The organism is Enterobacter sp. R-25 (genome assembly GCF_049913205.1).
GTDB lineage: Bacteria > Pseudomonadota > Gammaproteobacteria > Enterobacterales > Enterobacteriaceae > Enterobacter > Enterobacter ludwigii.
The window spans coordinates 2,606,046-2,619,847 of the sequence record NZ_CP183982.1; the positions used below are offsets into that span (position 1 = coordinate 2,606,046).

The following is a 13,802-nucleotide window of genomic DNA, read 5'->3' on the forward strand; positions in this document are numbered from 1 at the left end:
TATCGGTTATCTGGTGCTCTGACCGCCAGATAACCTGGTTTATTGCGTTTTAAGTTTATTAATAAACCAGCGTCCGGCTGGCCCTGGAGGATATTGCGTCATATGTACCGCATGCATGGAAAAACCAGGGCCAACATCGGGCTGCATCTCCAGGTTCAGGATAACCAGCTTGCCATTAGCAAGATCGTCCTCAACCATAGGCAAAGGCATATAACCCCAACCGAGGCCCGCACGCAAGAATGCATGTTTTGCCCCCATGTCACCCAAACGCCACGTCTTAGCCGACATCACGCCAAAGTTGCGACCCGCCGTGAGTGATGAGCGGTCAGCCAATACAAGCTGCACAGCGTTCTCCATAACCGGCCGAAGAATTGGGCCAGCCATTTTAGCCAAAGGATGATCGGGTGAGACCACAGCCACGGCAGGAACACTGAGCAGGAACTCAGAGGCACACCCGGTCGGAACATCCGGTAGCGAGCCGATAATCGCAACCCGACAGTAGCCGGCCAGCAACGGCTGAAGTACCGCCCCCAGCGCCTCAACATAAAGACGCAACGGTGTGCCGGGAAAGGCCAGATGAAATTCCTTCACGACTGCGGTCAGGACCTCTATCGGAAACATCACATCCACAGACACGGCGAGTTCGGGTTCCAGGCCTTCTGCCAGGATTCGCGCCTTAGCCTTAAACGCGTCCATTCCGGCAAGCGTATGGCGTGCGGCCTCCAGTAAGGCTGCCCCCGCCTCCGTCAGTTTCGGGTAACGTCCCGTTCGCTCAAATAAAGGAAAGCCTACCTGAGATTCCAGATTTGCCAGCGTAGCGCTAACGACGGACTGCGCCCGGCGAAGTTTGCGACCTGCGGCCGAGAAACTGCCTTCATCAACCGCTGCAATGAAAGTACGCAGTTGATCAATCGACATACCATCCAGCATGTATCGCCCCTTTAGATGTATACCATCTAATTATATAGGCTACACAGATAGATCGGTGAGCACTATTCTTCTTTCATGTTTTTAAGCAACGTAGCCAAACACATCAACGCATCTGTTCATTTAAGGAAACAAACTATGAAAACAAATACTGTCGGCATTATTGGTGCAGGCGCCATCGGACAAGCTTTTGCCCACCAGCTGGTCAACGCAGGCGTGAATGTCATCCTCAGTAACAGTCGTGGCCCGGACAGCCTGGCTGAAGTGATTGAGGCATTGGGCGACAAAGCTCGCGCCGGAACGGTACAACAGGCTGCCGAAGCCGAAATCGTTTTTATAAGTACCAACTGGAACAGAACCGAGGCCGCATTAAGTGAGTTGAACTGGGAGGGTCGTATTCTGATTGACGCGACTAACCCGGTACTTTTGCCGGGCTACACCCTTGCAGATCTGGGGGTAAAAATTCATCCCAGCGTGTTTCAGAATGGGCAGCGGGAGCCCGGGTCGTCAAAGCCTTCAACACGCTTCTGGCAAACGTTCTTGCGCAAGACCCGTCCCAATCTGGCGGGCGCCGCGTGGTCTTTATGTCCGGCGACCACGCTGATGCAAAAGCGGACGTTGAGGAATTAGCCACCCGAATGGGCTTCGCCAGTATAGACTTAGGGAGTCTTGAGATGGGGGGATATCTGCAACAATTCCCGGGTGGTCCCCTTCCCGCGCTAAACCTTGTGAAACTGGCTTAAGAGACGTTATTGACGAATATGGCTCAACGTACTTCCGCTGAATCATTCGAAGCGTACATTCCGGGCGAATTGCTCAAGGAACATCGGGCACAATCTTCCCGGGATGTCTTCATTCAAATTCTGGCGCGCCGGCAGAGACAGGACAACGTTATTATCCCGGCTGTGCCAGAGCCCTTTATTGTCTGGATACTCTCTGGACGGGCCGTCGTTGAAGAACGGCCTCTGGGCGGAGAGTGGTCAGAAAACCACGTTGCCGCAGGTGATTTTTTTCTCACGACCGACACCTCTCCGACAGAGATGAGATGGCAAGCCGAGCCAGACTGCCCTTTCATCGTTATGCACGTCTATATTGGTGTGTCCATGATGCAGGATATTGAGCTGCGGGAAGTGTCAGGCGAACGCGATGAAACACTGTCAGCCCTGCTGGAACTTATGCGCGCAGAGCTTTATTTTCAGCACCCACCCAGTGGACCTTACATCCAGGGTATCGCTCAAGCCCTTGCCGTACATCTCTCCCGTGCTTACCGGACATCGGCAAAGCGACACCACGGCGGGTTGCAGGCATATAAATTACACCGGGTATTTAAGGCGATGCATGAAGAGCTGGCTCACCCCTTTGACTTAGCACGTCTGGCTGGCCTTGCCGAGCTTAGCGAATTCCATTTCAGCCGGGTCTTTAAACAGTCTACCGGGCTTTCGCCTTCCCATTATTTTATCCGCTTGCGAATGGAAGCGGCGCGCCGCCTGTTGTCCGAGACAGAGGATTCGATGATCAGCATTGCCCTGACCGTGGGCTACAACAGCCCCAGCCATTTTGCTGCCATATTCCGCAAGCACACCGGTATTTCGCCCTCCCAATATCGCCACGAAAATATGCGTAGCAAAACACCGACAGTGTGAGCAAACCACCGCGCGAAGAGAGTGCCTTTTGCAGACATGATTGACCCGAACTTCAGATGTTCTTTGCTGAAGCGCTGAAACAAACGCATAAGAGGATCAATCATGGAACTCAACGGTAAATCAGCCATCGTGACCGGTGCATCAAGCGGTATCGGCGCAGCCACCGCCATTAAATTGGCCAGAGAGGGGGTCAAAGTGGGACTCGCGGCCCGCCGCCGGGATCGTCTCCAGGCGCTGGTGTCAGAATTCAAGGCCTTCGGCGGAGAAGCCATTGCGCTGGAAATGGATGTGACTGACCAGGCGTCAGTCTTCGACGGCGTGAAGAAACTGCACGACGCCTATGGCCACATTGATATCGCCTTTAACAATGCCGGACTCATGCCCATTTCAGACATCGCCAGTCTCAAACTGGAGGAGTGGCATCGTATGGTTGATGTCAATATTAAGGGCTTAATGAACACGGTTGCCGCGGTACTCCCTGTGATGCAAGCGCAAAAGTCAGGGCATATCATCAATACGTCCTCGATTGCGGGCAGAAAAACGTTCGCTGGACTCGGGGTATATTGCGCGACGAAACATGCGGTAGCCGCATTTTCAGATGTATTACGCATGGAGCTTTCGTCTCAATACAATATTCGCGTAACCTCACTTCAGCCAGGCGCGGTTGAAAGTGAATTATTCGAGCACATTACTGACGAAAACTACCGTGCACAGATGGAAAACCTGAAGGAACACATGATGTTCCTGAAGTCAGAGGATATTGCTGATTCCATCCTTTATGTGCTGCGCGCGCCGGACCATGTCGACGTGGCAGAATTGTTCATCATGCCCACAGAGCAGCAGTGGTAAGTTTGTCATGCGGGCCAAACCGGTTGTCTGGCCCGCGTTATGACCTTTTCAATACACATACAATTTTCACCCTGCACTCTGTGACGCGACAAAAAAAGCTGCCTTACAGGCAGCTTTCGTGGTGAATATGCGTTAGCCAGTTCAGTTCGCAGACGCGGTAGGTCGAATCGTGATTTCTGTTGTATCAACATTTTCAGGCGCTTCAATCACTTGCCGAACAGCGCGGGCAATATCAGCCGGCTGGAGTGCAATGGAACGGTATACCTCCATTGCCGCCTGCGTTTCCGGATGAGTAATGGTCGAGGCAAGTTCGCTTTCCACCACACCGGGGTTGACGCAGGTGACACGGATGCTGGCACTTTCCTGTCGCAAGCCATCTGAAATCGCCCGAACGGCGAACTTTGTGGCGCAATAGACGGCGGCTGTCGGCACCACAGAGAGCGCGCCGATAGAGCCAATATTGATTATCTGACCGGAGCCCTGCGCTTCCATGGTGGGAAGCACGGCGCCAATCCCCCATAGCACGCCCTTGATATTCACATCAATGGTACGTTCCCATTCATCATATTTACCCGCTGCCAGCGGAGAAAGGGGCATTATTCCCGCGTTGTTGATCAGAACATCAATACGCCCCCACGTAGTCAATCCCGCCTGCACGAAATCAGACATCGACTGGCGATTTGTGACATCCAGCTCGCAGGCTTCAGCATGCCCGCCTGTACTGCGGATTTCTGCAGCGATAGCTTCAATACGATCTTTCCTGCGTGCCCCAAGTAATAACTTCGCGCCTGCATTACCAAGCTCTCGTGCAATACCCTCTCCGATACCGCTGGATGCACCGGTGATCAAGATGACTTTATCCATGATTTACTCCTTCAGTTGAGTTCAGAGGGATAATAGAACGAGGGCATTGTTTCGTGTATCCTGCCACTGGTGTACACACTGGTTAGCAAATCTAAACAATGAAAATTGACCTTAATCTTTTACCTCTGTTTCTGGCTGTCGCGGAGGAACGTAGCTTCAGCGCTGCCGCCGAACGTCTTGGCGTGACGCGATCGGCGGTCAGCCAGGGGATCAGACGCCTGGAGGATACGTTCGGGACCCTGCTTGTCATGCGCACCACGCGTTCGGTAAACCTGACTGAAGCGGGAGAACGGCTGCGAAAATCGTTGTCCGTACCGCTATCAACGATTGACGCGGCGTGCGAAGACGTTTTCTCTGACAACGGGCCGCGAGGGCATCTGAAAATTGCTGTCACCTCAATTGCAGAAGAATTTCTTTCAGGCCCTCTGCTCGCGTCATTTGCAGCTGCTAACCCTGCCGTCACCATCGATATCGTCGTGTCGGATGACGAATTTGATATCGTGGCAGCGGGCTATGATGCCGGCGTAAGGCTCGGTGACGTGATCGAAAAAGACATGATTGCTGTCCCTCTGACGGGACAGCAACGGGAAGTGGTGGTGGCATCACCAACGTATCTGGCGGCCCACAGCGCACCGCGCCATCCGCGAGAGCTTATCCGCCATCGCTGTATCGGCTGGCGCCCATCGCCAGACGTCGCGCCCTATCGCTGGGAATTTGAGGAAGCGGGAATACCTTTCGACGTGGCGGTTGAACCGCATATTACCACCAACGATCTCCGTCTCATGCTCAGGCTCGCGCTTGCGGGGGGAGGAATTACCTTTGCAACCTATGAAACATTCAGGCCATTTATTGAAAAAGGACAGCTTGTTTCATTACTGGATGATTTTCTTCCGCCTTTTCCTGGGTTTTATCTGTACTTCCCGCAACGTCGAAATATGGCCCCCAAGCTGCGGGCTCTGATTGAACACGTCAGGCAGTGGGGGAAGACGTCACTGCAGTAGTTTCAAACCCGCGCAGAATATTTAGCTTCCGGAGAGTTGCCGCACCGTAGCAGCGAATGACGCATGCTCGACTGGGCAAGCCATTAACCGGGGTGTACCTCAGGCAGGCAAGAAATTTTTTTCAACGTTCATTTAACAACCTCGTATTCCAGCTTGAGAACTATGGCTGCCCTTTTGTTACCGGGCGCGTAAGGCTTGTGCGAAGTTCGTTTTCAAGGAAAGCGACACATGCTCGTGTTTCAGCGGAGATGATATTAGCCGGGGGATAAAGTAGATATGCAGGGAATGAAGGAACAATGTAGTCGGGTAACACAGGTACGAGATGCCCGTCGGCAATCTCCTGTCGGCAAACCGGAGACTGCAATACCCCGATTGCCTTTCCTGCCAGAAGCACAGTACGTAACGGCCGCCAGTGGCTGGAAGTGAATGTTATTCTCACAGGGACGGTGAGTAATGCGTTGTCAGGCGCGATCAGCGTCACATGGTTATTCATAAACAGGCCCGAAACACGAGCAAACGCATGTCGGGCGAGCTCACCCGGTGTACGGGGCATATCATAACGCTGCAAATATTCGGGAGAGGCCACCAGCAACCGCTCAATTTTCCCCAACGGGCGGACAACATAATATCCTTCCCCCGCCTCACCAAGACGTAGCGAGATATCCACACCTTCGGTGACCGGGTCCGTCACTCTGTCACTGAGCACCAGATCAATGTTGATGCCCGGATAGGCCAATTGCAGTTTAAGCAGGGCGGGCATAAGTAACTCTTCCCCGGCACCATAGGGTGCGGCAATGCGCAGGATTCCACTAATTGCCTCACCATTATCCGCGATTGCCAGCGCATGGTCAGCCGCTGCAACGGCGCTTTTGCTCCGTTCATAGAACAGCGTCCCGCTATTGGTGAGAGACATTCGGCGCGTGTGACGTCGCAGCAGGCGGGTATTAAGATGAGCTTCCAGACGCTCTATCCTTTCACTGACCGCCGGCTGTCCGATGCCGAGATCGCGCGCAGCGGCAGACATGCTTCCGCGCTCAACCACCCGAATGAAAATACGCATTGCCGTAAGTAAATCCATTCACCGATTATATTGGTAAAACCGATAAATGAAAGTGGTCCCGCCCCTCTACTGCCAGGCCCTTCTGTTAATGAAAATCTGTGCGTCCACGGCTGTTGTAGCTATGGCGTACAGAACATTTCATTTTTTACGGGAAAAGAAGCATGTCAGATATCAGGCTTTATATGTTCCAGTCGGGCTATCAGCGTTGTAAATATCACGATATCAGGATGAATCAGGGTGAAGGCTCCGACTACATTATACCTGTCCCCTGGTTTTTACTGACGCATCCGCAGGGGAATGTTGTTATTGACGGTGGTCTTGCGGTGGAAGGGCTGAAGGATCCCCGCGCCTACTGGGGACCGACTGTTGACCAGTATCAACCCATCATGGATACAAACCAGGGCTGTAGAAGACAACTGGCGAAGCTCGGAATAAGGCCAGAATCGGTGCGTTATGTTTTACTCTCCCACCTCCACTCTGACCATACCGGCGCGATTGGCCGCTTTCCTGAAGCCACTCATCTTGTGCAACGTGCTGAGTACGACTATGCCTTTTCACCGGACTGGTTTACCGCCGGGGCCTACTGTCGGAAAGATTTTCATCGCGAAGGTCTCAAATGGCAGTTTCTGGCAGGAGATGCCGATGACGGTTTTGATCTGTATGGCGATGGCGTTCTGAAAATCATTTACACGCCAGGCCACTCCCCGGGTCATCAATCTTTTGTCGTCTCCCTGCCGAGTGGAAAATCGTTCACCCTGGCGATAGATGCTGCCTATACGCTTGACCATTTTCAGGATAAAGCCCTGCCTGGCTTGATGACATCGGCCAGTGAGGTGGCACGATCGGTGGCAAAACTAAGAGTGGTTACCCAGATGCATAATGCGGAAATTATTCCCGGGCACGATCCTGACATCTGGCCGCATTATGCGATGAAGACGGAGGGCTATAACTGATACGAACGGTGATAGTGACTATACCTCTTCCCTGAGGCGATAACCCTGGTCATTTATGCTTAGCGCAGAGGCAAGCCTTCGTCTCTATCACTCATGAATTTTAACCACCACTTTCCCCTTTGCATGCCCGCGAGCCAGATAGGCGAAGGCGTCGCCAGTTTCGGCAAAGGGGAAAACGTTGTCGATAACAGGCTTGATGCGTTGAGCGTCCATGAGTTCAGCGATTTGGCTAAGCTGGCTGCCATCAGGGCGGACAAAGAGAAACGAATAGGTTAATCCTCGTTTTTTTGACAGTCGCATGATTTTGCGGCTCAACAGTCCTAATACAAAACGCAGGAAAACATTGAGGTGTCTTTCCCGTGCGAAAGCCGTATCTAACGGCCCGATCAGGGAAACTATCTTCCCTCCCGGTTTAAGGATTTGGGTGGATTTCTCAATCGCGTCACCTCTGATAGTCCCGAGGACAATATCGTAGCCGCTCAGCACTTTTTCGAATTCCTGCTTTTTATAGTCAACCACCTCATCTGCACCAAGGCGGCTCACCCAGTCAATGTTGGCGGTGCTGGTTGTCGTCCCTACCGTTGCGCCAAGGTGTTTTGCCAGTTGGATAGCAAAACTGCCAATTCCACCGGAGCCGGCCGGGATAAATACTTTCTGCCCCGCTCGCAGCTTCGCGCGTTCCGTCAGCGCTTGCCAGGAGGTGAGACTGACCATCGGAAGCGACGCTGCCTGTACGAAATCCAGAGTGGCGGGTTTTAACGCTGCAAGGTTTTCTGGCACCCGCACAAATTCAGCAAGAGAACCCGTTCCCCTGTCAAAAATACTGGCAAACACCTCATCGCCTGCGTTGAAACGCGTCACGCGACGTCCTGTGGCAACGACAACGCCGGACACGTCACTGCCCAACGTCGCGGGGAGACTGAAATGCAGAACACGTTTGAACATGCCGGTCGGGATCATGTTATCGATCGGGTTCAGACCTACTGCATACACTTTGACCAGAATTTCATCATCACCAGGGGACGGAAAATCTACGTCGTCAAATCCCAGTTCAGGGGATTTACCATAGCGTTTGAACGTAAATGCTTTCATCGTCTTCTTATTCATTTGTCTTTTACTCTGCCGGGTTTGCCGGTGGCGTGTTTCTTACCAACGCTGTTGCTGAGTAAAAAAGCGATACCCAGGAATAGCTCGATAAATACTGCAATAACGATCTGCCCATTAACGTGTCCTGCATACCACTCAACAACGCCGGACACGGCTAAAATCAAACATAACGTACCGATCCCTGCTGCCAGGGCATAGCGTGCCAGCGAGGGCTCTGCGTGCCTGGCGAATAAACACATCACCCCCAGGCCCGCGTACAGGGCGGCAGAGCGATGGCCGAGCACATCAGTTCCCGGTGTCGGCGTGATTCCCCACTGCGTTAACAGCAGTTGCGGGAAGAACATCCATATCGCCGTCAGGATGAAAAACAACCCGGCAGTCAGAATAGCCAGTTGAGAAAATTTCATATTCTTATTCTTTCGCGTCGAGCTGAAGACTGTTGCGTACTACCTTGTCCAGAAGTGAAGCAGGCGCAAAGCGGCGAATGAAATTCAGTTTCCCCGCCAGCGTGCCCGCCGTATAACGCACCTTAGGCCGTAAAGACTGGGCAGCCTTTACCACCACATCAGCCACCACTTCCGGACGTTCCGCCTCGTCCATTGCCTTGCTGACGACGTTGTTCAGCTTAGCCCGGAGCGGTTCATATTCTTCTAGCTTCGCGTCAGGTTCTACATTGTTTACGTCGAACTGTGTCTTTATATAGGCCGGCTCGATCACGGAAACCCTGATACCCTGTGTGCGCAGTTCATGGTCCAGCGCGCCCGTATACCCTTCAACCGCATGCTTACTGGCTGCATACAGTGCCACGTAAGGTAGCGGGACAATCCCTAATATCGAACCAATGTTGATGATGCGCCCACTGCCCTGACGGCGCATGTGCGGGATCACTGCCCGCGTCATTCTGACCAGGCCAAGAAAGTTGGTGTCGAAAGTACGCCTGGCCTGATCAATCGAACTTTCTTCCGCGGCCGCAGGAGCAACCCCAAAGCCCGCATTATTCACCAGCAAATCTATCCGCCCTTCCAGGTGCAGTAACGCCTCAATGGCGGCGCTCACGGACGCATCGTCCGTCACATCAAGCGTTAATAACGCAAAGGGATGTGTACCTGCCTGCGCACCGCGCCGTCTGGTGCCATAGACCGTATACCCCGCGGCCAGCAGTTTTTTAGCCGACGCCTCACCGATCCCCGAAGAAGCTCCGGTCACCAGTGCTACACGTTTTTTTGTCATTCTCACTACGCTCTCTTGATGGAGTCCTGCTCACCCTGCAGCGCAACAACACGCTGCAGGGAAACAACGCGGCATAGGGTTATGCCGAATCCCCGTGGCTACACTGTGTACCGTTCTGCCGCTTTAGCCTGATTGATATCCGCCAGCAGAGCCTGACGCGCCTTCTCCAGGTCATCCCAGTGGGCAGCATTTTGTAAAGGAGGGATGGTGACGAGTTCGCGACGATCAAAGCCGGCCAGGGCTGCGTCAACTAACTGACCCACTTCCATCATCTCGGGCGCCTTACTGATATCAATACCTGCACGCTCCCAGATTTCGGTGTAAGTGCCGGCCGGAAGTACCGCCTGGACGTAAACGCCCGCGGAGGACAGCTCAAGATGCAATCCCTGCGACAGGAAAAGCACAAAGGCTTTGGTTGCCCCGTAAACCGTCATGGCAAATTCCGGGGCGAGCCCAACGACGGAACTGATATTGACGATTGCGCCTTCTCCGGTTTTGACAAACCGTGGCGCCGCGGCACTGGCAAGCCTCGTCAGCGCAGTGACGTTCAGGGCGATAAGACGCTCAATTGCCTCAGGCGTCTGGCCGGTAAAATTGCCCGACTGTGCCATGCCTGCGTTGTTAATCAGCACCCCTATTTTTTCGTCTTCACGAAGACGAGCTTCCACCGTCGCTAAATCCGCTGCCTGAGTGAGATCGGCTGGCAGAACATCTACAGAAACGCCCTTCTCCTGTCGCAGACGCTCGGCGAGTGCGTCTAATTTTGTTTTATCGCGGGCAACCAGAACCAGGTCATGTCCACGGCTCGCAAATCTTTGCGCATAAACAGCACCAATACCCGTCGATGCGCCTGTAATGAGAACTGAAGTTTTCGTCATATGTGATCTTCTTTATTCAATGTTGAACAGAATCTGCACTGTTCGATGCAGGTAAATCCGGGATATGTCCGGCTCTCTTTGCTGATCTCCGTCAGACTGGCAGAGCGCGCATACCTCTGCGAAGCACCGTCGGGGACATGGATTTAATGATGATTATCATAATCTATAAAGTCAACTGGTTTGATTATGATCATCATCAATGTATAATTGAGCCTTGTTTTGTAAGGGGGCGGGAAAGCATGAAAGTGTCAAAAGAGCAGGTTCGGGAAAACCGGATGCGCATTGTTGAAACGGCATCAGAACTTTTTCGTGAGCGCGGCTATGACGGCGTGGGCGTGGCGGAGCTGATGTCTGCGGCGGGTTTAACCCACGGCGGGTTTTATAAGCACTTTGGTTCAAAGGCTGACCTGATGTCAGAAGCCATGAACTGTGGTTTTGTACACGCCGCGGAAAACCTGGCGGGTGTGGATCGAGAAAAATTCATTGAATATTACCTCTCCCGACAGCATCGCGATGATATGGCCAGGGGTTGTGTGATGTCAGCCCTGGGCACCGACACCGCCCGTCAGTCCGGGTCCATCAAAGCGACCTTTGCAGCCGGGGTTGAACGTCAGCTGGCAATGTTAAGCGACGAAAATGTCTCACGTGCTGACCTGATAGACACCTTTGCACATCTTGTCGGTGCTCTGGTGTTGTCCCGTGCCTGCCCGGATAATTCTGCACTCGCTGACGAAATTCTGGATGTCTGCCGCTCGCGTATTCTGCGTGAGGAGCCGCGAAAAGAGTGAATATTTTGCAGCCGGGTGAGTGATTGCCAGAAGATATCAGGAAGATTTGATGACGGAGGTCATAAAAAAGGTAGGTATTTTTGAGAAAAGTTTTGGAGAGGTTTTGGAGAAAGAAAAAAAGTTATATATTCCAGCCCGTTAAATCCAAATATACCTTCTGAGTTCAGAGGCTTACTCATGTCATGGCAATACTTCAAACAGACTTACCTGGTTAAGTTCTGGTCACCTGTACCCGCCGTTATCGCAGCGGGGATCCTGTCTACTTACTACTTTGGCATTACCGGTACGTTCTGGGCTGTAACCGGCGAGTTTACCCGTTGGGGTGGACAGCTGCTGCAGCTTGCGGGCGTGCATGCTGAAGAGTGGGGTTACTTTAAGCTCATTCATCTGGAAGGCACTCCGCTGACCCGCATCGACGGGATGATGATCATCGGCATGTTCGGCGGCTGTTTTGCCGCCGCGCTGTGGGCAAACAACGTTAAGCTGAGAATGCCAAAAAGTCGGATCCGCATCGTACAGGCGGTCATCGGCGGCATGATTGCCGGTTTCGGTGCGCGCCTGGCGATGGGCTGTAACCTTGCCGCCTTCTTTACCGGTATCCCACAGTTTTCGCTACATGCCTGGTTCTTTGCCGTCGCTACCGCCATCGGTTCTTACTTTGGCGCAAAATTTACCCTTTTGCCGCTGTTCCGTATTCCCGTCAGGATGGTTAAGGTCAGCGCCGCATCGCCGCTGACGCAAAAACCGGCTCAGGCACACCGTCGTTTCCGCCTGGGAATGCTGGTCTTTTTCGCCATGGTGGCATGGGCACTGTGTACAGCGCTCAATCAACCTAAACTGGGTCTGGCAATGCTGTTTGGCGTGGGCTTTGGTTTGCTTATTGAACGCGCGCAGATCTGCTTTACTTCAGCGTTTCGCGATATGTGGATCACCGGGCGAACAATGATGGCAAAAGCGATTATTGCCGGGATGGCGGTGAGTGCTATTGGCATCTTCAGCTATGTTCAGTTAGGCGTTGAACCGAAAATCATGTGGGCCGGCCCGAATGCGGTGATTGGCGGCCTGCTGTTTGGCTTCGGGATTGTGCTGGCTGGCGGTTGTGAAACCGGCTGGATGTACCGCGCCGTTGAAGGCCAAGTGCATTACTGGTGGGTTGGCCTGGGGAACGTGCTCGGGTCAACTCTCCTTGCGTACTACTGGGACTCCCTTTCTCCTGTCCTCGCGACGAACTGGGATAAGGTCAACCTGCTCAGCACGTTCGGCCCGCTCGGTGGCCTGTTAGTGACGTACGCCCTGCTGCTGGTCGCTTTTTTACTGGTGATTGCGCAGGAGAAACGGTTCTTCCGCCGTGCTGCTGTCAAAAATGAAACGCAGGAGAATGCCGCATGAAAGAGATCGTGCCTGACTATCGTCTGGATATGGTGGGCGAACCCTGCCCTTATCCCGCTGTCGCTACGCTGGAAGCCCTGCCTCAGCTCAGGAAAGGGGAAATTCTGGAGGTGGTGAGCGACTGCCCGCAGTCCATCAACAACATTCCTCTGGATGCTAAAAACCACGGTTACACCGTGCTGGACATTCAACAGGATGGGCCAACCATTCGTTATTTGATACAGAAATAATCCCGCCACAGACGCTCCTTAACCGGGGCGTCTCCTGCCCCAAAAATCCGCCTTACGTCCCACTTTGGCGGTAAATACAGTCCCCTGTTCTCCCCCGGAACTACACTTAAAGTGGATAAAAAACAAACAGGAGGTGTGGCATGTTTGCGTCAATTCTCGTTCCTGTCGATATTTCAGAGCGTCGCCTGACCGAACAGGTGATTCCCTATGTTCAGGCGAACGCAGCAATCAGTAACGGCAAAGTGCATTTTCTGACTGTCGTTCCTTCTTTCCCCTACTATTCCTCTCTTGGTCTGGCCTATTCCGTTGAGATGCCAAAACTGGAAGAAATGCAGCAGGAGGCGCTGGCGAAATTGAATGAGATCGTTACGCAGTTCAATTTACCGGCCGACCGCATTCAGACCCACGCCATTTCTGGCACGCCTAAAGATCAGATCCTGAAACTGGCTGAGAGTATCAATGCAGACCTGATAATTATTGCGTCTCATCGACCTGATATTTCGACCTATCTGTTAGGCTCTAACGCTGCGGTCGTCGTGCGCCACGCAAAATGCCCGGTGCTGGTGGTGCGTTAGCGTGCCTGCGAGGAAAGATAAGCCCCGGGCTATCGGGGCTTATTATCGTATCCAGGGCCACAGGCCTGCGCCATTGAGCAATCACTGGACGCCGCCCTGACCGATCCTCACGCATGAAGCGGTAAATGATGCAATCTGCACCTCGACTTTAGGGATGGTGTGATTAGGTTACTGTCAGGCGTTGGCTGACGCGGCTAAACGGGCAGTATTTCCGCCGTTTACGGTTCAGCATGTATTTGATGAGATGAGTACAGCACGCTGGAATATGGAGGGGCAACCTTAATCGCCCCCCGAAGCAAGACTGGCCA

General features: G+C 53.1%; 16 protein-coding genes. 9 read left to right on the forward strand and 7 right to left on the reverse strand.

Annotated elements, in window-relative coordinates:
• Positions 1–39: 39 nt before the first annotated feature.
• Complete coding sequence (locus ACN9MQ_RS12425) at positions 40–930, reverse strand: LysR family transcriptional regulator (protein WP_426021015.1); 891 nt, start codon at positions 928–930, stop codon at positions 40–42.
• Between the two features lie 135 nt (positions 931–1,065).
• Here ACN9MQ_RS12425 and ACN9MQ_RS12430 point away from each other — a divergent pair, with 135 nt between their 5' ends.
• From ACN9MQ_RS12430 to ACN9MQ_RS12440, 3 genes are all read left to right on the forward strand, one after another.
• Positions 1,066–1,557, forward strand: a complete 492-nt coding sequence (locus tag ACN9MQ_RS12430) for an NADPH-dependent F420 reductase (RefSeq protein WP_426021014.1) — start codon at positions 1,066–1,068, stop codon at positions 1,555–1,557.
• A 131-nt stretch (positions 1,558–1,688) separates the two neighbouring features.
• On the forward strand, positions 1,689–2,570 hold the full coding sequence (locus ACN9MQ_RS12435) for a helix-turn-helix domain-containing protein (protein ID WP_426021013.1): 882 nt from the start codon (positions 1,689–1,691) through the stop codon (positions 2,568–2,570).
• A 102-nt stretch (positions 2,571–2,672) separates the two neighbouring features.
• A complete protein-coding gene (locus ACN9MQ_RS12440; protein WP_426021012.1) occupies positions 2,673–3,419 on the forward strand; it encodes an SDR family oxidoreductase in 747 nt (248 codons plus the stop codon).
• Between the two features lie 141 nt (positions 3,420–3,560).
• Here the strand turns inward: ACN9MQ_RS12440 and ACN9MQ_RS12445 are convergent, their stop codons facing one another.
• Positions 3,561–4,283, reverse strand: a complete 723-nt coding sequence (locus ACN9MQ_RS12445; RefSeq protein ID WP_079230902.1) for an SDR family oxidoreductase — start codon at positions 4,281–4,283, stop codon at positions 3,561–3,563.
• A 98-nt stretch (positions 4,284–4,381) separates the two neighbouring features.
• Between ACN9MQ_RS12445 and ACN9MQ_RS12450 the strand changes: the two genes are divergently transcribed.
• Positions 4,382–5,284 carry a LysR family transcriptional regulator gene (locus ACN9MQ_RS12450; protein ID WP_426021011.1) on the forward strand — a complete coding sequence of 301 codons (903 nt, stop codon included), beginning with the start codon at positions 4,382–4,384 and terminating at the stop codon, positions 5,282–5,284.
• 160 nt (positions 5,285–5,444) lie between these two features.
• Here the strand turns inward: ACN9MQ_RS12450 and ACN9MQ_RS12455 are convergent, their stop codons facing one another.
• Positions 5,445–6,344: a LysR family transcriptional regulator gene (locus tag ACN9MQ_RS12455; protein ID WP_426021010.1), complete on the reverse strand. Its 900-nt coding sequence runs from the start codon at positions 6,342–6,344 to the stop codon at positions 5,445–5,447.
• 161 nt (positions 6,345–6,505) lie between these two features.
• Between ACN9MQ_RS12455 and attM the strand changes: the two genes are divergently transcribed.
• Positions 6,506–7,297 carry an AttM family quorum-quenching N-acyl homoserine lactonase gene (gene attM / locus ACN9MQ_RS12460; protein WP_047744768.1) on the forward strand — a complete coding sequence of 264 codons (792 nt, stop codon included), beginning with the start codon at positions 6,506–6,508 and terminating at the stop codon, positions 7,295–7,297.
• An 87-nt stretch (positions 7,298–7,384) separates the two neighbouring features.
• Here the strand turns inward: attM and ACN9MQ_RS12465 are convergent, their stop codons facing one another.
• The 4 genes from ACN9MQ_RS12465 to ACN9MQ_RS12480 form a co-directional block, all read right to left on the reverse strand.
• Entirely contained in the window at positions 7,385–8,404 is a 1,020-nt protein-coding gene (locus ACN9MQ_RS12465) for an NADP-dependent oxidoreductase (RefSeq protein ID WP_138013926.1), read from the reverse strand.
• Complete coding sequence (locus ACN9MQ_RS12470; RefSeq protein ID WP_138013927.1) at positions 8,401–8,811, reverse strand: hypothetical protein; 411 nt, start codon at positions 8,809–8,811, stop codon at positions 8,401–8,403. The genes ACN9MQ_RS12465 and ACN9MQ_RS12470 overlap by 4 nt, the downstream gene beginning before the upstream one ends.
• Before the next feature lie 4 nt (positions 8,812–8,815).
• On the reverse strand, positions 8,816–9,634 hold the full coding sequence (locus ACN9MQ_RS12475; protein ID WP_426262633.1) for an oxidoreductase: 819 nt from the start codon (positions 9,632–9,634) through the stop codon (positions 8,816–8,818).
• A 98-nt stretch (positions 9,635–9,732) separates the two neighbouring features.
• On the reverse strand, positions 9,733–10,512 hold the full coding sequence (locus ACN9MQ_RS12480) for an SDR family NAD(P)-dependent oxidoreductase (RefSeq protein ID WP_063156509.1): 780 nt from the start codon (positions 10,510–10,512) through the stop codon (positions 9,733–9,735).
• Positions 10,513–10,751: 239 nt separating this feature from the next.
• Here ACN9MQ_RS12480 and ACN9MQ_RS12485 point away from each other — a divergent pair, with 239 nt between their 5' ends.
• The 4 genes from ACN9MQ_RS12485 (at position 10,752) to uspF (ending at position 13,494) form a co-directional block, all read left to right on the forward strand.
• Positions 10,752–11,300 carry a TetR/AcrR family transcriptional regulator gene (locus tag ACN9MQ_RS12485; RefSeq protein WP_148576749.1) on the forward strand — a complete coding sequence of 183 codons (549 nt, stop codon included), beginning with the start codon at positions 10,752–10,754 and terminating at the stop codon, positions 11,298–11,300.
• 177 nt (positions 11,301–11,477) lie between these two features.
• Complete coding sequence (gene yedE, locus ACN9MQ_RS12490) at positions 11,478–12,689, forward strand: selenium metabolism membrane protein YedE/FdhT (protein ID WP_014170427.1); 1,212 nt, start codon at positions 11,478–11,480, stop codon at positions 12,687–12,689.
• The gene (gene yedF, locus ACN9MQ_RS12495; RefSeq protein ID WP_014170428.1) at positions 12,686–12,919 is read left to right on the forward strand and encodes a sulfurtransferase-like selenium metabolism protein YedF; all 234 of its coding nucleotides are present in this window, start codon (positions 12,686–12,688) and stop codon (positions 12,917–12,919) included. The genes yedE and yedF overlap by 4 nt, the downstream gene beginning before the upstream one ends.
• 140 nt (positions 12,920–13,059) lie before the next feature.
• Complete coding sequence (uspF, locus tag ACN9MQ_RS12500) at positions 13,060–13,494, forward strand: universal stress protein UspF (RefSeq protein WP_014170429.1); 435 nt, start codon at positions 13,060–13,062, stop codon at positions 13,492–13,494.
• Positions 13,495–13,802: the final 308 nt, after the last annotated feature.